This window comes from Rheinheimera baltica DSM 14885, from assembly GCF_000425345.1.
GTDB classification, from domain to species: domain Bacteria; phylum Pseudomonadota; class Gammaproteobacteria; order Enterobacterales; family Alteromonadaceae; genus Alishewanella; species Alishewanella baltica.
Window position 1 is genome coordinate 1 of the sequence record NZ_AUDG01000069.1, and the last position, 18,444, is coordinate 18,444.

The 18,444-nt window shown below is 47.8% G+C and carries 18 protein-coding genes; 5 read left to right on the top strand and 13 right to left on the bottom strand.

Annotated elements, in window-relative coordinates; genetic code table 11:
- Positions 1-96: 96 nt before the first annotated feature.
- Both H595_RS0117295 and purL read right to left on the bottom strand, forming a co-directional pair.
- A complete protein-coding gene (locus H595_RS0117295; RefSeq protein WP_156886012.1) occupies positions 97-552 on the bottom strand; it encodes a hypothetical protein in 456 nt (151 codons plus the stop codon).
- Between the two features lie 286 nt (positions 553-838).
- Entirely contained in the window at positions 839-4,732 is a 3,894-nt protein-coding gene (purL, locus tag H595_RS0117300) for a phosphoribosylformylglycinamidine synthase (protein ID WP_027672323.1), read from the bottom strand.
- 154 nt (positions 4,733-4,886) lie between these two features.
- On the opposite strand from purL, the gene mltF reads away from it, so the two are divergent.
- Positions 4,887-6,317: a membrane-bound lytic murein transglycosylase MltF gene (gene mltF, locus H595_RS0117305; protein ID WP_027672324.1), complete on the top strand. Its 1,431-nt coding sequence runs from the start codon at positions 4,887-4,889 to the stop codon at positions 6,315-6,317.
- Between the two features lie 66 nt (positions 6,318-6,383).
- Complete coding sequence (locus tag H595_RS24290) at positions 6,384-6,545, top strand: hypothetical protein (protein WP_169338567.1); 162 nt, start codon at positions 6,384-6,386, stop codon at positions 6,543-6,545.
- Here H595_RS24290 and tadA read toward each other — a convergent pair.
- Positions 6,520-7,005, bottom strand: coding sequence for a tRNA adenosine(34) deaminase TadA (gene tadA / locus H595_RS0117310; RefSeq protein WP_037055180.1), 486 nt, complete (start codon positions 7,003-7,005; stop codon positions 6,520-6,522). The genes H595_RS24290 and tadA overlap by 26 nt on opposite strands.
- 182 nt (positions 7,006-7,187) lie before the next feature.
- Here tadA and H595_RS0117315 point away from each other — a divergent pair, with 182 nt between their 5' ends.
- The 3 genes from H595_RS0117315 to H595_RS0117325 all read left to right on the top strand — a co-directional run bounded on the left by H595_RS0117315 (position 7,188) and on the right by H595_RS0117325 (position 8,488).
- On the top strand, positions 7,188-7,400 hold the full coding sequence (locus H595_RS0117315) for a hypothetical protein (RefSeq protein WP_027672326.1): 213 nt from the start codon (positions 7,188-7,190) through the stop codon (positions 7,398-7,400).
- Between the two features lie 85 nt (positions 7,401-7,485).
- Positions 7,486-7,926 carry a transcriptional repressor gene (locus H595_RS0117320; protein WP_027672327.1) on the top strand — a complete coding sequence of 147 codons (441 nt, stop codon included), beginning with the start codon at positions 7,486-7,488 and terminating at the stop codon, positions 7,924-7,926.
- 97 nt (positions 7,927-8,023) lie between these two features.
- Positions 8,024-8,488 (top strand): chemotaxis protein CheX, encoded by a 465-nt coding sequence (locus H595_RS0117325; protein WP_027672328.1) that lies wholly within the window; start codon positions 8,024-8,026, stop codon positions 8,486-8,488.
- A gap of 187 nt (positions 8,489-8,675) precedes the next feature.
- On the opposite strand, the gene alr is transcribed toward H595_RS0117325, so the two are convergent.
- The 10 genes from alr to H595_RS0117380 all read right to left on the bottom strand — a co-directional run bounded on the left by alr (position 8,676) and on the right by H595_RS0117380 (position 18,190).
- The gene (alr, locus tag H595_RS0117330; RefSeq protein WP_027672329.1) at positions 8,676-9,761 is read right to left on the bottom strand and encodes an alanine racemase; all 1,086 of its coding nucleotides are present in this window, start codon (positions 9,759-9,761) and stop codon (positions 8,676-8,678) included.
- Entirely contained in the window at positions 9,761-11,143 is a 1,383-nt protein-coding gene (gene dnaB, locus H595_RS0117335; RefSeq protein WP_027672330.1) for a replicative DNA helicase, read from the bottom strand. Before dnaB ends, alr begins: the two co-directional genes overlap by 1 nt.
- Before the next feature lie 180 nt (positions 11,144-11,323).
- The gene (rplI, locus tag H595_RS0117345) at positions 11,324-11,776 is read right to left on the bottom strand and encodes a 50S ribosomal protein L9 (RefSeq protein WP_027672331.1); all 453 of its coding nucleotides are present in this window, start codon (positions 11,774-11,776) and stop codon (positions 11,324-11,326) included.
- 19 nt (positions 11,777-11,795) lie between these two features.
- Positions 11,796-12,023, bottom strand: a complete 228-nt coding sequence (gene rpsR / locus H595_RS0117350; RefSeq protein WP_008218940.1) for a 30S ribosomal protein S18 — start codon at positions 12,021-12,023, stop codon at positions 11,796-11,798.
- Between the two features lie 11 nt (positions 12,024-12,034).
- A complete protein-coding gene (gene priB, locus H595_RS0117355) occupies positions 12,035-12,340 on the bottom strand; it encodes a primosomal replication protein N (protein ID WP_027672332.1) in 306 nt (101 codons plus the stop codon).
- A gap of 10 nt (positions 12,341-12,350) precedes the next feature.
- Positions 12,351-12,728: a 30S ribosomal protein S6 gene (gene rpsF / locus H595_RS0117360; protein ID WP_027672333.1), complete on the bottom strand. Its 378-nt coding sequence runs from the start codon at positions 12,726-12,728 to the stop codon at positions 12,351-12,353.
- Positions 12,729-12,860: 132 nt separating this feature from the next.
- Positions 12,861-13,592, bottom strand: coding sequence for a 23S rRNA (guanosine(2251)-2'-O)-methyltransferase RlmB (gene rlmB / locus H595_RS0117365; RefSeq protein WP_027672334.1), 732 nt, complete (start codon positions 13,590-13,592; stop codon positions 12,861-12,863).
- Positions 13,593-13,769: 177 nt separating this feature from the next.
- Positions 13,770-16,112, bottom strand: coding sequence for a ribonuclease R (gene rnr / locus H595_RS0117370; RefSeq protein ID WP_027672335.1), 2,343 nt, complete (start codon positions 16,110-16,112; stop codon positions 13,770-13,772).
- A gap of 66 nt (positions 16,113-16,178) precedes the next feature.
- Complete coding sequence (locus tag H595_RS0117375) at positions 16,179-16,799, bottom strand: tetratricopeptide repeat protein (protein WP_027672336.1); 621 nt, start codon at positions 16,797-16,799, stop codon at positions 16,179-16,181.
- Between the two features lie 74 nt (positions 16,800-16,873).
- Complete coding sequence (locus tag H595_RS0117380; protein WP_027672337.1) at positions 16,874-18,190, bottom strand: S41 family peptidase; 1,317 nt, start codon at positions 18,188-18,190, stop codon at positions 16,874-16,876.
- Positions 18,191-18,444 lie beyond the last annotated feature (254 nt).

Consider the following 18,444-nt stretch of genomic DNA (forward strand, 5'->3'; position numbering starts at 1 on the left):
ATATCTACTATATAAGCAGAAAACTCAAACACCGGGCTTGTCCAACAACAGGATTAAGTCGCGGCTGCGCGCGACCTATCCTTGTTTATTAGGCATTCAGTCGCTGCGCGGGAATTCTGAAGAAGCGACTGTTGCACAGACTTCGCCGGGCCACCTTACTTGAACATATGGTGCGTACCCTTCCTTTTCAGGAGCATAAAATACTGCACTCACATAATCCCCGCTACTTTTCCTCAAGCGGATCTCACTAAAGAACTCACCAACCATAAATTCACCTTTGGGCAACTTGGTATAGGCGAGAAATGCTTTAACCAACTTAGAACCGTCTACCCTTGCCGGAACGCGAATTTGGTAGGAATGCCTCTCTTGGGTCTCTGTTAGCTCAATGAGTGCATCGTACTCCTCACCATAAATTGGGACAGTACAGGAATATGATGCCGAACTAATCAGCAACGCTAATAAGAAAACAGCAGCTCGAATCATATGTATGCCTAACAAATTATTAGTTTGGAAAACCCCTTCTATCAATCGCGGGATTTTCCCTTCTATCATGATTTTACATTTCGCTAAATTAGCCAACATTTTTCACTAAATCAACTACATATTTAGAGCGTGCTGCTGTAGCTATGCGTGAAAGCGGGTTTTAAGCTCGCGATCCACAAATTTACACCATATTTACTATAACTGTTTATATATACATATATTAATTACGATATGTGGCTTTTCATCGTTTTAATGACGCAGAGGAGGATACTGCAGCCACTTTTATCAGTGTGTCGATATGAAAACGGCATAAAAAAACCTGCCGTAGCAGGTTTTTTATTTCGTTAAGTTGGCGTTAGCCTAACCAGACGCGGGCGTTGCGGAACATACGCATCCACGGGCTGTCTTCTTGCCAGCCGTCTGGCTGCCATGAGTTAGCTACTGCGCGGAATACCCGTTCTGGGTGTGGCATCATAATGCTGACACGCCCATCCGTTGTGGTAAGTGCCGTAATACCGGCAGCTGAACCGTTCGGGTTTTGCGGGTATTGCTCAGTAACTTTACCGTAGTGATCAACAAAACGCATGGCTACGGTGCCGCTGTGGTTGGCTTTAGCGAATGCTTCGCCAGAGGCAAATTCAGCATGGCCTTCACCGTGCGATACGGCAATTGGCATACGTGAACCGGCCATACCATTAAAGAACAATGACGGGCTTTGCTGAATTTCAACCAAACTAAAGCGCGCTTCAAAACGCTCAGACTTATTGCGCACAAAGTGTGGCCACAAATCTGCGCCCGGGATCAGGCTCTTTAAGTTTGACATCATCTGACAGCCATTACACACACCTAGTGAGAAGGTGCTGTTACGCTCGAAAAATTCGGCAAACTGCTTACGGGCCATATCATTAAACAATACTGATTTTGCCCAGCCTTCACCGGCGCCTAATACGTCACCGTAAGAGAAGCCGCCACAGGCAACCAAGCCGTTAAAATCGCTAAGCTTGGCTCGGCCAGCTAAAATGTCGCTCATATGCACGTCAACGGCAGTAAAGCCCGCACGGTTAAAGGCAGCGGCCATTTCCACGTGCGAGTTAACGCCCTGCTCGCGCAGTATGGCAACTTTGGGTGCGGCGCCTTTTAAGATATAAGGCGCTGCGACATCTTCGTTAACATCGAAGCTGAGTTTTACATTTAAACCCGGATCGGCAGCATCGGCTTTGGCGGAAAATTCTTGTTTGGCGCCTTCAGGGTTATCACGCAGTGCCTGCATTTGATAGGTTGTTTCTGCCCAGATGCAACGTAAGCGAGTACGGCTGTCGCTTAAAATAACCTTGTCGCCACGGCTAAATACCAGCTCGTCGTTGTTACTTACGCTACCAATAACATGGCTGCAATTACCCAACTGGTGCTGCGCCAGCACCTGCTTAACGTACTGAAGCTCGCTGTTGCTTACCTGAATAACCGCGCCTGGCTCTTCCGAGAACAGTACCGCCATATCGTCGTTACCCAGCGCACTAACATCGGCGCGCACACCGGCTTTACCGGCGAAAGCCATTTCAGCCAGGGTAACAAACAAACCGCCGTCTGAGCGGTCATGATACGCTAGTAGCTTCTGCTCACGCGTAAGTTGCTGCACAGAATGGAAGAAATTAATTAGCAGTTCAGGGCTGTCTAAATCGACCGGCGTCTGGCCCAGTTGCTTATACACCTGCGCTAAACAGGATGCGCCTAAACGGTTCTGGCCCTGGCCTAAATCAATAAGTATCAGGCTGGTATCGCCTTTGTCGGTGCGCAACTGCGGTGTTACCGTTTTACGAATATCTTCAATGCGGGCAAAGGCGGTGATCACCAGCGACAACGGCGAGGTTACTGCTTTGTCTTCACCGTTTTGCTGCCATTTGGTTTTCATTGACATCGAGTCTTTGCCTACCGGAATAGTGACTTCCAGCGCAGGGCAAAGTTCTTCGCCAATGGCTTTAACCGCGGCGTACAAACCGGCATCTTCACCCGGGTGTCCGGCAGCAGCCATCCAGTTAGCCGATAACTTAACGCGCTTTAAATCACCAATGTCGGTAGCCGCAATGTTAGTAATGGCTTCGGCCACTGCTAAACGGGCTGAGGCGGCAAAGTCTAGCAGTGCAACGGGTGTGCGTTCGCCCATTGCCATAGCTTCGCCATGATACGTATCGTAGCTGGCGGCGGTAACACCACAGTTCGCCACAGGAACCTGCCACGGGCCAACCATTTGATCGCGCGCCACTAAACCGGTAACGCTGCGATCACCAATGGTAACCAGGAAGGTTTTTTCGGCAATGGCTGGTAAACGTAACAAACGCTCTGCCGCATCTTTTACCGTAACGCCGGTTAAATCCAATGCTTTGCCTGCGGTTTGTACGCTTTGTACATCGCGGTGCATTTTCGGCGCCTTGCCCAGCAAGACGTTAAGCGGTAAATCTATGGGTGTACTGCCAAAATGAGTGTCAGTAAGGGTTAAATGCTGCTCTGCTGTGGCTTCGCCAACAACCGCGAACGGTGCACGCTCACGTTTACATATTTGCTCAAACACCGGCATTTTGTCTGCCGGAATGGCCATAACGTAGCGCTCTTGCGACTCATTACACCAAATTTGCAGCGGTGACATGCCCGGTTCGTCGTTTGGCACATTGCGCAGTTCAAACTTACCGCCAACGCCGCCGTCGTTTACCAGCTCCGGAAAGGCGTTAGATAAACCACCGGCACCTACGTCGTGGATAAATACGATAGGGTTGTCATCACCCAGCTGCCAGCAGCGGTCGATAACCTCCTGACAACGGCGTTCAATTTCCGGGTTCTCGCGCTGTACTGATGCAAAGTCTAAATCTTCTGCCGACTGGCCTGACGCCATTGACGATGCCGCACCGCCGCCCAAGCCAATGTTCATTGCCGGGCCGCCCAATACCACTAACTTGGCACCAACCGGTAAATCACCTTTTTGCACATGCTCTGCGCGAATATTACCTAAACCACCGGCCAACATTATCGGCTTGTGGTAGCCCCGCACTTCTTCGCCATTGTGGCTGGGTACTTTTTCTTCGTAAGTACGGAAGTAACCGTTAATGGCCGGGCGACCAAATTCGTTGTTAAACGCTGCGCCACCTAATGGGCCTTCCAGCATAATGTCTAATGCCGACACGATACGCTCTGGCTTGCCAAAGTCCGTTTCCCAGGGCTGTTCGAAACCTGGAATACGCAGGTTAGACACAGAAAAACCGACTAAACCAGCTTTGGGCTTAGAGCCTACACCGGTGGCGCCTTCGTCACGAATTTCACCGCCTGAACCGGTTGCCGCGCCTGGGTAAGGTGAAATTGCCGTTGGGTGGTTATGAGTTTCTACCTTCATCAACACATGGATTTCTTCATGGTGATACTGGTAAGTATTGTTGCCAGGCTGGGCAAAGAAACGCCCTGCCGTTGAACCTTCCATTACCGCGGCGTTGTCTTTATAGGCAGACAACACGTAGTCCGGTGTTTGTTCGAAGGTATTTTTAATCATTTTAAACAGCGATTTAGGCTGTTCTACGCCATCGATAGTCCAATCGGCGTTAAAAATTTTGTGGCGGCAATGTTCCGAGTTCGCCTGGGCGAACATATACAACTCAATGTCGTTCGGGTTGCGGCCAAGTGCTGTGAAGTTGTCGTACAGGTAATCAATTTCATCATCGGCCAGTGCCAGGCCCATTTCGGTATTGGCCTTTGCCAAGGCCGCTTTGCCACCGTTGATAATGTCTACTGAACTTACCGGTGCTGGTGCCGCTTTGGCAAACAGTGCTGTCGCCTGTTGGAAGTCGTTAAACACCACTTCCATCATACGGTCGTGCAGTAAGGCTGCAACCTGCGCTAACTGAGCAGCATTCAGTGCTGTTGCCGCTTCAACGTAGTAAGCAATACCACGCTCTAAGCGCGATACCTTGGCTAAACCACAGTTGCGGGCAATGTCGGTTGCCTTTGATGACCAGGGCGAAATAGTGCCGGGGCGCGGGGTTACCAATACTAATTGGCCATGAGGCTCATGGCTTGCAATAGCCGGCCCATAGGTGAGCAGTTTATCCAGCGTTTGCTGTTGCGCATCAGTCAATGCGCTGCTGATATCTGCAAAATGGACAAACTCAGCATAAATATTGCTGACGGTTAAGCCACTTTGGCCGCATTGGTCTAGTAACTTCTGAATTCTGAAATCGGACAGTGCTGGTGCACCACGCAGGATCAACATAGGTTTTCTTTTCCCGTGGGTTGAACGACGATGGAACCTAAAACAGGCGCGCCATTATAAAGAAATTTCTGCCTAAGTGGTATGAGTAAACACTGACGTCGAACAAGAAGTTTGCTATAACAGCCCCAATCAAGCTTGTAACGAGTGGAACTGCATGCGTAGAAGTGGCTTTTTGCTACTGGTATTAGTCTGGCTTATTGGCTGTAGCCCCGAACCACAGCAAAGCCAGCTTTATAATATATATCAGAGAGATAACATAAGGGTTGGTGTACTACATGGCCCCACAAGTTACTATGTTGGCATTGATGGCCCAACCGGTTTCGAGCTGGAACTGACTCAGGCACTTGCTGACAAGCTGGGTGTGACATTAGAATTATTTCCCAGTTATCATTTAGACGAGTTACTACAAAAGCTCGATAGTGGGCAGGTAGATTTTATTGCCGGTGGACTTACGCTAACCGAATTGCGCCAGGGCAAATACCGTGCTTCACCAGCGTATCGTTGGATAAACGAAGTGTTAGTGTTTAAACAAGGCAATGCATGGCCGCGCTCGATAAATGAACTTACCGACAGTGTAGTGGTGGTAAAAGACAGTAGCCATGCTGAAACCCTGCAACAACTTACTCAGGAACACCCTGAACTTGTCTGGCGACAGCATCCAACATTAGACGCCGATGAAATTCTGCAGCAGGTAGTCGACGGCAATATTACCTATACGCTGACGGACTCTAATCAGTTGGCTCTCAACCGGCGTTTTTACCCTAACTTAAGCATTGCTTTTACCGTTCGTGACAATTTACCCGTTACCTGGTTATTGGCAGATAATCAGGACGATTCATTGTATGCCGTATTAATTGAATTTTTTGGCGCTATGTACCAGGGCGGTGAACTTATCGCATTGGAAGATAAATACTTTGGTCATGTACAACAGTTTGATTATGTTGACACCCTGGCTTATATCGAGTCGATTGAGCAAACCCTTCCAGCCATAAAGCCCTGGTTTGTGCAGTACGCAGGTGAACTGGATTGGCGCCTGCTGGCGGCACTCAGTTATCAGGAATCGCACTGGAACCCTAAGGCTAAAAGTCCAACGGGCGTGCGCGGTTTGATGATGCTTACTTTGCCAACGGCGCAACAAATGGGTGTCACCAGCAGGCTGGATCCTCAGCAGAGCATTCAGGGAGGCAGCCGTTATTTGCATCGGTTGGTTACCCGTATCCCTGAACGAATTGCCATGCCAGATAGGCTTTGGTTTGCTTTAGCATCCTATAACATTGGCTGGGGCCATGTAGAAGATGCCAGAGTATTGACACAACGCGACGGTGCAGACCCGGACAAATGGCTGGATGTTAAACAGCGTTTGCCTCAACTGCGGCAAAAAAGTGTTTATCAGACGACAAAATATGGTTATGCCCGCGGTGACGAAGCGGTAACCTATGTCGAAAATATCCGTCGCTACTACGATACCTTGCTATGGGTCGATGAACGCCAGCAAGCAGAACAGCGGTTACAACAACAGAAACAACGCTTAAGCGAACAAATCAGTACAGAAATATTGCCACCACTGCCGAATGAGAACAACTAGTATGCATATTGAAACTTGCCACTGTTGTGCCCATAGTAGCGTTTATTAAGTTTTAAGAGACATGACATGCTAAAACGAAAAAAACCACAGCTACAGGCTAAACGTCGGCGCTTAGTCGACGTTGCGTCTAGTCGGCGCCGGATTAAACGTAATCTCGCAGTGAAGAAGTTACATCAACGCCGGCGTCATTATCTGGGTTTTGTTATTCAAGCCGAAGAGCACGTTTAAGCGCTTTTTGCTCCGCTCTTCGTCGCTTGAAAAAACTGGATAATTGTTCGGCGCACTGCGCTGCCAAAACGCCAGACACAATGTCTAGTTGATGATTAAACTGATGATGTTGTACCACATTAAGTACGGAACCGGCAGCACCGGTTTTGGCATCATGGGTACCAAAAATAAGTCGTTTTATTCGACTATGTACCATAACACCTGCACACATACAGCATGGCTCTAATGTTACATATAAACTACAGTCAACCAGACGATAATTCCCCACATTAACAGCAGCGGCACGAATCGCCTGCATTTCAGCATGAGCTGACGGGTCATTTAAACTGATCATCTGGTTCCAGCCCTCGCCAAGAATGTGATCATTCTTTACCAGAACCGCACCTACCGGTACTTCGCCCTGTTGTTCTGCTCTTGCTGCTAGCGTAATCGCATGCTGCATCCAGTGTTCGTCAGTCATAATGGCTTACAATTAATCGCTAGATAGAACACAAAGTTTACCACTATATTATGGTGATATTGACTAACTTTTATGTAATAGCAAATTAAACTGAATAGCGAAAAACAGGTAACAACATGATATTTATATATTTATTGTTTGGCATCCATTTTGCTTTCATATAAAAAACGGGAGGCAACACCATGGGACTATTTGAAATTGCAGCGTTAGCGATCATTGGCGGCATATCACTGTCGGCTTTCAAGATTTATCACGGCAACAAAAACAATGCTGACTCACGCGAGCTGGACGAGCTGAAAACAGAACAAGAACGAATTAAACAGCGTTTAGCAACACTTGAGTCAATAGTGACCGACAAATCTTATCAATTAAAAGACCAAATTAACCGTCTGTAACCGTTGTGGTTTATACCGCTTCTGACAGCGTGGCAGTTATCGTTCAATATGTTACACTGCCCCCAACTGCTGACAGGAGCTAACAATGTCGACGGAAATTCTGGTTAATCGAGCACGCGCCATCTGCGATCAAAATGGCGCCCGTTTTACCGCAATCCGAGAAAAAGTATTTCGCTTGCTGGCCAACCTTAGTGGCGGTATTGGCGCATATGAACTATTGGAACAACTAAAACAAACAGAGCCTGGTGCAAAACCCGCAACCGTATATCGGGCACTGGAATTTTTAACCGAACAAGGCTTTATTCATAAAATTGAATCAAGCAATGCATTTTTGCTCTGTCATCATTTTGGCCAACATCATCCTGCGCAGCTTTTGATCTGTGACAAATGTGGTAATGTAACTGAGTTACACTCAGATTTGTTGCAGGAAGAATTTAACCGTCAGGCAGTAGCGCAGGGTTTTGTTATTCAGCATCAGACCATTGAAGCGCATGGTTTGTGTAAAGATTGCAAAGCTGTACAATAAAACTTATTTATATCAAGGATCTGGCTTGTTAATTCACTAAAAGCTTTCTAATCTTAATAAGCTGTAGCCCTTATCCCGTATTCTGATAGGCAAAAACATGAATGTTGAGTTTATAAATCCGTTTTTATCGTCTTTGGTCAATGTGTTAAGTACCATGGCTAATACCACTATCGTTCCTGGGCAGCCCCGGATTAAAAAAGATGAAGTCGCCCGTGGCGATGTGTCTGGCTTAATTGGCATGGTAAGCCCGCAAACCAAAGGCTCGTTCTCTATTACCTTTGAAGAGTCATTAGCGGTAGAAATTATGTTTCGTATGCTGGGCGAACGGCCTAAAGGTATTACTGCCGATGTGACTGACATGGTTGGTGAAATTACCAACATGGTTACCGGTGGTGCAAAGCGGGTACTAGGCGAAAAAGGCTACGACTTTACCATGGCCACCCCGGTTGTGGTATCTGGCAAAAACCACACTATTTCGCACAAGTCTGAAGGTGCCAAAATTCTGATGCCTTTCGATTCTGACTTCGGCAAAGTGCATATTGAAGTTAGTTTTGATAAGTAGCAACGATTTCTCAGAAAAATGCCGGCTGATGCCGGCGTTTTTTTTACAATTTAAGGCTTCATATATCCAAAATAATTGAAGTTGCAGCGAGGCGACAAGCGAACGAGTACCCAAGAGCATAGATAAACTATGTGATTGGGCCGGGCTGGCGTTCCAGCGAGAGAGCGCCGTCAACAAAGCTGCAGCTTCAAGTATGACGGATATAGCTAAACTGTACGCGGCTGGTAATATTGCAAAGTAACTCGTAAGGAATGGTATCTACCCGCCGCGCCAGCTCTTCTACGGGTAAATCTGCTCCCCAAAGAACCACCTTATCGCCAACTGCGACTGGAGCAGTACCAATATCTACCGTAATCATATCCATAGATACCCGCCCAACGATAGGATGGCATTTGCCGTTAATCAGCACATCAGCATTATTACCGGCACCGCGCGGGTAGCCATCACCATAACCCATCGCCACCACCGCTAAACGGCTGTTGTGCGCAGCTATCCAGCTGCCACCGTAACCAACCGCATCACCGGCGCTTACCTCACGCACAGCGATAACACTGCTGCTGAGCGTCATTACCGGTTTTAACCCATGCTGCTTGCCAACAGCCTCCGCCATTGGCGATACGCCGTACAGCATTAAGCCAGGCCGTACCCAATCGCCATGGCTTTGCGGCCAGTTTAATACCGCGCCGGAGTTGGCCAAAGAATGCTCACCGGCATTGCCTTGGGTAATGTGCTGAAATAACGTCAGTTGATTAGCGGTAGCAGGCTTATCCGGCTCATCTGAGCTGGCAAAATGGCTCATTAATCTAAGCGGCCCCTGCACATTACTGCTTTGGCTTAAACGTTGATGCAACTCGTTAAATTCGTGCGGATAAATGCCCAGCCGGTGCATGCCGGTATCAATTTTTAACCACACCCGCACCGGCGCATCCAGTTGCGCCGCCAACAAGGCTTCAGCCTGATCGCGATGGTGTATTACCAGTTGCAGATTAGAAGCAACAATTTGTGCCAGCTCGTCAGCATGAAAAAAGCCTTCCAGCAGCACTATAGGCTTAGCAATGCCACCAGCACGTAATGCTAAAGCCTCATCCAACCTTGCTACACCCAGCGCGTCGGCCTGATGTAACGCCTGCGCGACCATCAGCATGCCATGGCCATAGGCATTGGCTTTAAGTACAGCCAGCACCTTACTGTTTGGCGCCAGCTGCTTTACGCGGGCAAAGTTATACTCAAGCGCCGCTAAGTCTATCGTAGCCTGTGGCCGACGGCTTAGCATTAGTCGTCCTCAAACCGCGCGCTACCGGCGTAGTTATCAAAACGCGAATAACGGCCGTGGAAGGTTAACCGCACCCGGCCTATCGGGCCGTTCCGCTGTTTACCAATGATGACCTCAGCCGTACCTTTATCCGGGCTATCGTCGTTGTACACTTCGTCGCGGTAGATAAACATAATTAAGTCGGCATCCTGCTCGATAGAGCCGGACTCACGTAAGTCAGAGTTTACCGGCCGTTTATCAGCGCGCTGCTCCAGTGAACGGTTTAGCTGCGACAATGCGACCACCGGTACTTTTAATTCTTTCGCCAGGGCTTTGAGTGAACGTGAAATTTCGGCAATTTCCAAGGTACGGTTTTCGCTCATACCCGGCACAGTCATTAACTGTAAGTAGTCGACCATGATCATGCTTAAGCCGCCGTGTTCACGTGCCACCCGGCGCGCCCGTGAGCGTACTTCGGTGGGTGTTAACCCAGAGCCATCGTCGATATACATTTTTCCTTTGGTGTTCAAAAGCTCTATTGCAGAAGACAGCCGCGCCCAATCTTCATCTTCCAGCTGGCCGGTACGCACCTTAGTTTGGTCAATACGGCCAAGGGAAGCCAGCATACGCATCATAATTTGTTCTGAGGGCATCTCTAAGCTGAAGATAAGCACTGGCTTGTCACTGGTAATAGCGGCGTGTTCACACAAGTTCATCGCAAAGGTGGTTTTACCCATCGACGGCCGGGCCGCAACAATGATTAAGTCAGACGGCTGCATGCCGTTGGTCATTTTATCTAAATCGACATAGCCGGTAGACACCCCGGTAACGCCGTCATACGGCGAGCGAAACAGCTCATCAATTTTTTCAATGGTTTTTGCCAATATGCTATTGATTGGCTCTGGCCCTTCATTGGCATTGGTGCGCTGTTCGGCAATTTTAAATACTTTAGTCTCGGCAAAGTCCAGCAACTCAGCCGAGCTGCGCCCCTGCGTGTCGTAACCGGCATCAGCAATATCATGCGCCACAGAAATCATATCGCGCACAACAGCGCGCTCACGCACGATTTCGGCATAGGCCAGAATATTCGCTGCGCTGGGGGTATTTTTGGCAATTTCGCCTAAATAGGCAAAACCACCGACATCATCCAGTTTAAGGTTGGCTTCTAAATCTTCTGATACGGTAATAATATCTATAGGCTGGGTAGCCTCGGCCAATCGTGACATGGCGGCGAAAATAAACCGATGCGCGCGCAGATAAAAGTCTTGCTCAACCACTTTTTCAGCTACACGGTCCCAGGCATCGTTATCCAGCATTAAACCGCCAAGTACTGACTGTTCGGCCTCTATCGAATGGGGCGGCATTTTTACCGCGGCAACTTGCTTATCTTTAGTACTGCTCATATCACCGGTATCTGTTAGCGAAAACAGCATAATGCTAACCTGCCACAAGCAGATCACAAAGCGATGTCAGAGAAATTTTTATATGGAGGCAAAAATACGAGAAAAGAAAGAAGAGAAAACAAACAAGAGAAAACAAACAAGAGAAAAAGCACACCGCAAGCGCAGTGTGCTTTTAAGCAATTAAGCTTCTGCGATTACAACAACTTTAACCGTTGCAGTAACTTCAGCGTGTAACTGAACGTCGATATCGTATTCGCCAGTTTCACGTAAAGTACCTGTAGGCAGTTTAACTTCTGCTTTAGATACCTTAACGCCAGCTTCAGTGATCGCATCAGCGATATCACGGGTGCCAACTGAACCGAACAGTTTACCTTCGTCACCGGCTTTAGAAGCGATAGTCACTTCACCCAGCGCAGCAAGTTTGGCAGCACGATCATTTGAAGCAGCTAAGTCAGATGCTAATTTAGCTTCTAATTCAGCGCGACGTGCTTCGAATTTTTCGATGTTAGCCTTGGTTGCCGGAACTGCTTTACCCTGTGGGAATAAGAAGTTACGTGCATAGCCAGACTTAACAGCTACATTGTCACCTAAACCACCAAGGTTAGCGACTTTGTCTAACAGAATAATTTGCATTACTTATACCCCTTCTGTATTAACTGTGTGAGTCGCTGTACGGTAACAGAGCCAGGTAGCGTGCGCGCTTGATAGCACGAGCCAGTTGGCGCTGATACTTAGCGCTGGTACCAGTAATACGGCTAGGTACGATCTTGCCGCTTTCTGTAACGTAGTTTTTCAGAACAGCGGTATCTTTGTAATCAATCTCTACAGTGCCTTCTGCAGAAAAACGGCAGAATTTACGGCGACGGAAAAAACGTGACATTTGCCTGTCTCCTAACTTATATGTTCAATTTGTTGCGCATGCAGCACCAGCTTAGCTTGTCCCCTGCGGCTTTGGTGGCGGTTTAAAAAACCAGTCACCTTTACCATGTTGCCCAACGTTAACTGTCGGGTATGTTGTGTTAGTGCGGCTCCGGTTAGTACTACCTGAATTCTGACGTAGGCTTGGCGGTTTAAGCCGGCTTCCATCTGATTACTGCGGTGTTCTAACACCAGAACCGTATGCGGTATTCCCGCCGGACTCTCGCTATGTTCAGGTTGACGGCAGATACTGCCAACCAGTACGGTGCAATTGTCCATTAACAACAACTTACTCTTCGTTTGCTACTTGCTCTTCATGTTCGCGAGGAGCACGCTCACGACGTTCATCACGTACCTTTGCCATTGGTGATGGCTCAACTACGGCACTGTCAGTGCGCATAATCAGGTTACGTAAAACGGCGTCGTTGTAGCGGAAGTTAGTTTCCAGCTCATCAATCACAGTTTGTGGTGCTTCTACGTTCATCAGAACATAGTGAGCTTTATGCAGCTTCTGGATTGGGTAAGCCAGTTGACGACGGCCCCAGTCTTCCAGACGGTGAATAGAACCACCCGCTTCTTTGATCGCGCCAGTGTAGCGCTCGATCATGCCAGGTACTTGTTCACTCTGATCAGGGTGAACCATAAAAACGATTTCGTAATGACGCATTGTAGCTCCTTACGGTTAGTAAGCCTCGGGGGAACTCGGCCGGGGTTCTCATGGAGGCAAGGAACGTTGGTGTATGGCCGAAGGTCGCGTATTTTACGGACTTAGCGGGCAAATAACAAGCAGATATTTCAGTTAACTACGCTGGCGCACTGCTTCGAACAAGCAAATGCCGGCTGCTACCGATACATTAAGGCTGGATACGGTGCCAAACATCGGAATTTTTACCAGGCTGTCACAGGTTTCGCGGGTTAACCGGCGCAGGCCTTCACCTTCAGCACCCAGCACTATCGCCAACGGGCCTTTAAAATCAGCCTGATAAATCGTCGTTTCAGTTTCACCGGCAGTACCCACCACCCATAAACCAGCATCCTGCAATTCGCGCAAAGTACGGGCTAAGTTGGTGATGGTAATGAAGGGTACGCTCTCTGCTGCGCCACAGGCCACTTTACGCACTACTGACGTTAACTTTACTGAACGGTCTTTTGGCGACACCACAGCATGCACACCGGCGGCATCGGCACTACGTAAAATAGCGCCTAAATTATGCGGGTCGGTAACGCCATCAAGAACCAGAATAAAGGGTTTATCATGCTGCGCAACAATAGCAGCTAAATCGGCTTCGCTGCCGCTGCTTTGTAAACGGGCTTTGGCAATAATACCCTGATGCTGGCCGCCGACCATATCGTCCAGCGTTTTTCTGTTACAAAACTGAACCGATATACCACCCTGACGGGCTTGCTGGATTAACGGCTGCATGCGTTTATCGTCGCGATCTTTCATCACGAACATTTCCAGCACATCTTGCGGTGCACGTTGCAGTAATGCGCCTACCGCATGAATACCAAAGACCAGATCTGCGTTCATTGTTAACCCTTAATGCCGACACGTAAAAAAGGCCGGCAGTTTACCTGAATTTATTGTATTAACGAACCGGTTTGCCCACGCCAACACGCCGTGAATATGTCCCTATAGGCTCGACTCAGGCATCCATGCCTTCAACGGTTGGCTTAGGGCAAGCCGATTCTCATTTAGAAAAGCTATCTACTTAGCTTTACGCCGTGGCTTTTTCCGTGCGGTAATATTGCGTGCGCCTTTAGGTTTGGCTTCGCCGCCTTTGGCCGGTGCGCTTGCCGCTTTACCGGTCGCACGTTTACCACCTTTGGCAGCACCTTGCTTAGACGCCTTGATTTGCTCTTTGCTAACAATCCGTCTTGGCTCGCCCACTAAAACTAAATCAATTTTGCGTGCTTCCAGATTTACCGCTGCCACTTTGACTTTAAGTAAATCGCCCATACGATAGGTGATTTTACCATGCTCGCCCGTGAGCGTATGACGCTCGGCATCAAAGTGGTAGTAATCGTTTTGCAACGAGGTGACATGCACCAGGCCTTCGATATAAAGCTCAGTTAAACGCACAAACAAACCAAAGCTGGTAACGGTAGATACCACGCCGTCAAACTCTGTACCTAAGTGATCTTGCATATACTCGCATTTAAGCCAGTCTGCCACTTCACGGGTAGCGTCATCGGCACGGCGCTCGGTCATTGAACATTGTTCACCTAAAGGCGTAATTTCAGCCTCGGTGTAAGCGCGTGCGCCGGTTACCTGTTGGTTTTGCTTCGCCAGTAAAGCTTTAATACCCCGGTGTAATACCAAATCAGGGTAACGCCGGATAGGCGAGGTAAAATGCGCATAAGCTTCCAGCGCCAAACCAAAGTGGCCTTGGTTGTCGCCCTGATACACCGCCTGCTTCATTGAACGTAACATGGTGGTTTCAATGAGCTCCCGGTCCGGCCGGTCACCAATTTTTGCCAGCGTTTGCGTTAACTCAAGTGGTGTTGGCTCAGCAGAGATATTTGCTTCGATACCCAGCTCGGCCAAAAAGCGGCGGAAATTATCAAAACGATCACCATCCGGCCGCTCGTGAACGCGAAACAAGGTATGGGCTTCGTGCTTTTCGATAAAGCGCGCGGCGGCTACGTTAGCCATGATCATACATTCTTCAATGATCTTATGTGACTCGACCCGGTGCACGGGTACAATTTGCTCTATTTTACGGTGACTGTTAAACACAAACCGCGTTTCTACCGTTTCAAATTCTATTGCACCGCGCTGACCACGCACCTTAGCCAATTTGTGATACAGACTATTTAGCGTTTCAATGTTAGTGAGGTTAGCCGCATATTGCTGGCGTAATTCAGGGTCGCCCTGCAGAATTTTATGCACCTTGTTATAGGTTAAACGCGCACTGGAATGCATTACCGCTTCATAAAACTGGTAACTATCCAGTTTACCATTCGCGTTAATGTGCATATCAGCCACTAAACATAAGCGATCGGTATGGGGATTTAACGAGCACAAACCATTGGATAAGGCTTCAGGTAACATCGGTACTACATGGTCAGGAAAATACACCGAATTACCGCGTTCCAGGGCACTTTTGTCCAGTGCCGTTTCTGGCAAGACATAAGCGCTCACATCCGCAATAGCGACCCATAAACGCCAGCCACCGTTGTCTTTGGCTTCTGCGTATACCGCATCATCAAAGTCACGCGCGTCTTCGCCATCAATAGTAATTAACCCTAATTGGGTTAAATCAACACGGCCTTGCTTGGCTTCTGCAGGTACTTCTTCGCCGTATTTGGCAACTTGTTTTAATACTGCATCAGAGAACTCATGCGGAATTTGATGGTTGCGAATCGCAATTTCAATTTCCATACCGGGCGCCATATGCTCACCCAACACTTCAATAACCTTGCCTACGCCATTAACCCGCTTAGACGGACGCTGTGTTATCTCAACCAGTACAACCTGGCCGTGACGTGCTGCACCTTGTTCACCATCGGGGATAACAATATCCTGCGTTATACGCGGGTCATCCGGCACCACTACGCCTAAGGCGAAATCTTTGTAATAACGCCCGACTATTGGCTCGCTACGTGGCTCTAACACACGTACTACACGAGCTTCAATTTTGTCTTTACTGTTTACGCTTTGTGCGGTTGCCAATACCTTATCGCCATGCAACAAGCGCTGCATTTCAAAATTAGGGATAAACCAGTCAGGCCCGCCCTGCTCCAGCTTTAAAAAACCAAAACCTTCGCGATGGCCCAATACAGTACCTTTTACCAGGTCCATGTTGTCGACCAAGCCGTATCGGCGGTTTTTGGTATAAATTAACTGACCATCACGCTCCATAGCACGCAGTCGTTTTTTCAACGCAAAAATAGCGTCATCATCAGTTAAACCAAGCTCTGCAACTAATTCTTCAAAGTAAGCGGGGCTTTGGCGTTTTTCGATGTGCTCGAGAATAAATTCACGACTAGGGATGGGGTTGTCATATTTTTCCTGCTCACGCGCAAGATGCGGATCATTTACCGTCATTAAGTTGTCTTTTGTTTCCTAAATTATGTTAAGTGTAACAGCTAAACGGCAGTATGAGTATGAACTTCATTTTACTGGCCGTTTCGCGTTTGCTACCACCCGCGCAGGCATTTTCTTTGCTAACTGGGCGAGTAAGCGGGTTATTTGCTGATGCACATTGGTATCAGCTGTTACAGCATGGTGTAACCAGCGATAACTTTGTTCAAAATCTTGTGGACTGCCATCGCCATTAACTAATATTTGAGCCAGGCGTAATTGCGCTTTTAAATTACCTAACGCAGAGGCTTCCCGTAAATAAACTATAGCATTATCGATATCTGGTTGAACAAAACGCCCAATGTGGTAGTAGCGTCCAACCTGTTCCAGCCCCTCCGGTAAACCTTGAGATGCCGACTGCAACATTAAATCCCAGCCGCGCTCAATGTTGCGAGGCACACAAACACCGTAAGCTAACATATCACCGTACAAAAACTGATAAACCGGCAGCTGCATGATATCTGCCCGAGCTTCAATATCCAGCACCAGCTGACAGTCGTCGGCCTTTACCCGTTGCAAATGCGTGTTCTCACGGATAAGCATGACAAGCTCATCCTGAGAGTACAACTGTATGGCTTCAAGTTCTTGCGCCTGAACACCAATACACTGCAGTAATGTTGCAACCAGAAGCCATTTTAACGGTTTAATCATAATATACGCCTGAAAATTGTCAGCTATAACCTTATCGGCCGTTTATTGCTATAAATAAGCAATTTTCGCGCCGGTTATTGCTCATTGTTCATGGCCCAAGGTGATCTAAGCATGGGTTTTACTTTTGGCGTACGTATTGACATAGCGGCCGCACTTACTGAGGCTTCATTGCAGCCATTTCCATCAATATACCCTAACGCCTTCGCATACAGAGGATCTGTTGTTACACCCCAGTCACCTGTAATGTTGTTCGTTACAGGGCATTCTGGCTGTAAGCCGTCAAAGTAGTCTCCTTGGTTCTGTGCATTCACGGTCTGAAAATTAATGGCAAACAACACATGGTCGCCAATTATATCAGGTTGCATGCCAACGGGTTTACCGCACGTTGTCTCACCAATTTGTACTACATCGACAAACGGTGCTAATGCATTAATGACGAGCTCACTGGCAGAACAACTACTTGGTGACGTCAACACAAATAGCCTGTCTAAATTCAGCACTGTGCGCCCTGCACCTGTTGAGAAAATAGTGCTGCTATTTTTTCCGCTATTTTTGTCATTGTACTGATACTTGACAAAAACCTGCCCTTGCACAGCATTACGGGCAATTTGCGTACTTAGCTGATTAGCTACGCGGATCAAACCACCGCCGTTATAACGCAAGTCTAATACCAGCTCATCAATATTTTGTTGTCCAAAGTAAGCAAACGCTTGTTCCAGCTCGATTTCTGACAACTCAATAAAGCTGTTAAACACCAGATAACCAACGCGTTTATCACCTTGCATGGCAACAGAGCGGTGCAACACAGTATTCGTTGTTACCTGACGTTTGATTAAATCAGCCGACATTTCACTAGTATCAGGCTTTGTCCAAACAAAATTGCGTACAACGCCATCCTGGTTAGGACCATAAATATCATCGGAGGTTACAGTGCCGGCATCAAGTTGACTTAGCCAACTAGCAACACTTACCCCTTCAATTTCAATAATTTTATCACCACGGCGCAAGCCACTTTGTGCCGCAGAACCATCATCAAACACGTAGGCAATTTGCAGTGCGGTATTATTATCCGTTCGTACTGTTGAAAAACCATAGCCAAAATAAGTCGCATTAATGTAACGGTCTTCGTATTCTTCTTGCGTTATAGCAAAACTATAACGATCTTGCGGTGCAGCGACTGCATCAAGTAAAGCTTGAGGTGTGTTGTAATCTGCCGGATTAATGGTAGCCGGCAAGTCCTTGTACCATAAATAGTCCTGCTGCAGCGCGCAAAAAATCTTCGCGTTTAATTCGGGTCGCTGACACAGAGCAGTTTGGCTACTACCTTCTTCGCTACTGCTACCACAGCCAATCAGCATCACTATGACCAGGCAAAAAATACTATTTCGCATCGTTAGCTCCCGCAAAACTATTTGCTATAGCATAAAACAAAAACGCTACCTGTAGGCTAATGCCGATCAGTTAAGAAATATTTTCCTGATCGGTTGACCGATCCTGTGTAGATGTAAGAATCCGATGAGCCATTAAGCCATCGGATTTTTTTATGGAACTGTCAGAAGCATTAGCACGCACGTCAATCAACCGCCTTACCGAATTTGCATCGCTGTCCGATGTTCTGGAACCCGATATTATCCAGTCTTGCCTG

Excerpts from the sequence above, each read along its gene's own strand:
- H595_RS0117295 (WP_156886012.1), bottom strand. The coding sequence starts at position 552 with ATGATAGAAGGGAAAATCCCGCGATTGATAGAAGGGGTTTTCCAAACT.
- purL (WP_027672323.1), bottom strand. The coding sequence starts at position 4,732 with ATGTTGATCCTGCGTGGTGCACCAGCACTGTCCGATTTCAGAATTCAG.
- mltF (WP_027672324.1), top strand. The coding sequence starts at position 4,887 with ATGCGTAGAAGTGGCTTTTTGCTACTGGTATTAGTCTGGCTTATTGGC.
- H595_RS24290 (WP_169338567.1), top strand. The coding sequence starts at position 6,384 with ATGCTAAAACGAAAAAAACCACAGCTACAGGCTAAACGTCGGCGCTTA.
- tadA (WP_037055180.1), bottom strand. The coding sequence starts at position 7,005 with ATGACTGACGAACACTGGATGCAGCATGCGATTACGCTAGCAGCAAGA.
- H595_RS0117315 (WP_027672326.1), top strand. The coding sequence starts at position 7,188 with ATGGGACTATTTGAAATTGCAGCGTTAGCGATCATTGGCGGCATATCA.
- H595_RS0117320 (WP_027672327.1), top strand. The coding sequence starts at position 7,486 with ATGTCGACGGAAATTCTGGTTAATCGAGCACGCGCCATCTGCGATCAA.
- H595_RS0117325 (WP_027672328.1), top strand. The coding sequence starts at position 8,024 with ATGAATGTTGAGTTTATAAATCCGTTTTTATCGTCTTTGGTCAATGTG.
- alr (WP_027672329.1), bottom strand. The coding sequence starts at position 9,761 with ATGCTAAGCCGTCGGCCACAGGCTACGATAGACTTAGCGGCGCTTGAG.
- dnaB (WP_027672330.1), bottom strand. The coding sequence starts at position 11,143 with ATGAGCAGTACTAAAGATAAGCAAGTTGCCGCGGTAAAAATGCCGCCC.
- rplI (WP_027672331.1), bottom strand. The coding sequence starts at position 11,776 with ATGCAAATTATTCTGTTAGACAAAGTCGCTAACCTTGGTGGTTTAGGT.
- rpsR (WP_008218940.1), bottom strand. The coding sequence starts at position 12,023 with ATGTCACGTTTTTTCCGTCGCCGTAAATTCTGCCGTTTTTCTGCAGAA.
- priB (WP_027672332.1), bottom strand. The coding sequence starts at position 12,340 with ATGGACAATTGCACCGTACTGGTTGGCAGTATCTGCCGTCAACCTGAA.
- rpsF (WP_027672333.1), bottom strand. The coding sequence starts at position 12,728 with ATGCGTCATTACGAAATCGTTTTTATGGTTCACCCTGATCAGAGTGAA.
- rlmB (WP_027672334.1), bottom strand. The coding sequence starts at position 13,592 with ATGAACGCAGATCTGGTCTTTGGTATTCATGCGGTAGGCGCATTACTG.
- rnr (WP_027672335.1), bottom strand. The coding sequence starts at position 16,112 with ATGACGGTAAATGATCCGCATCTTGCGCGTGAGCAGGAAAAATATGAC.
- H595_RS0117375 (WP_027672336.1), bottom strand. The coding sequence starts at position 16,799 with ATGATTAAACCGTTAAAATGGCTTCTGGTTGCAACATTACTGCAGTGT.
- H595_RS0117380 (WP_027672337.1), bottom strand. The coding sequence starts at position 18,190 with ATGCGAAATAGTATTTTTTGCCTGGTCATAGTGATGCTGATTGGCTGT.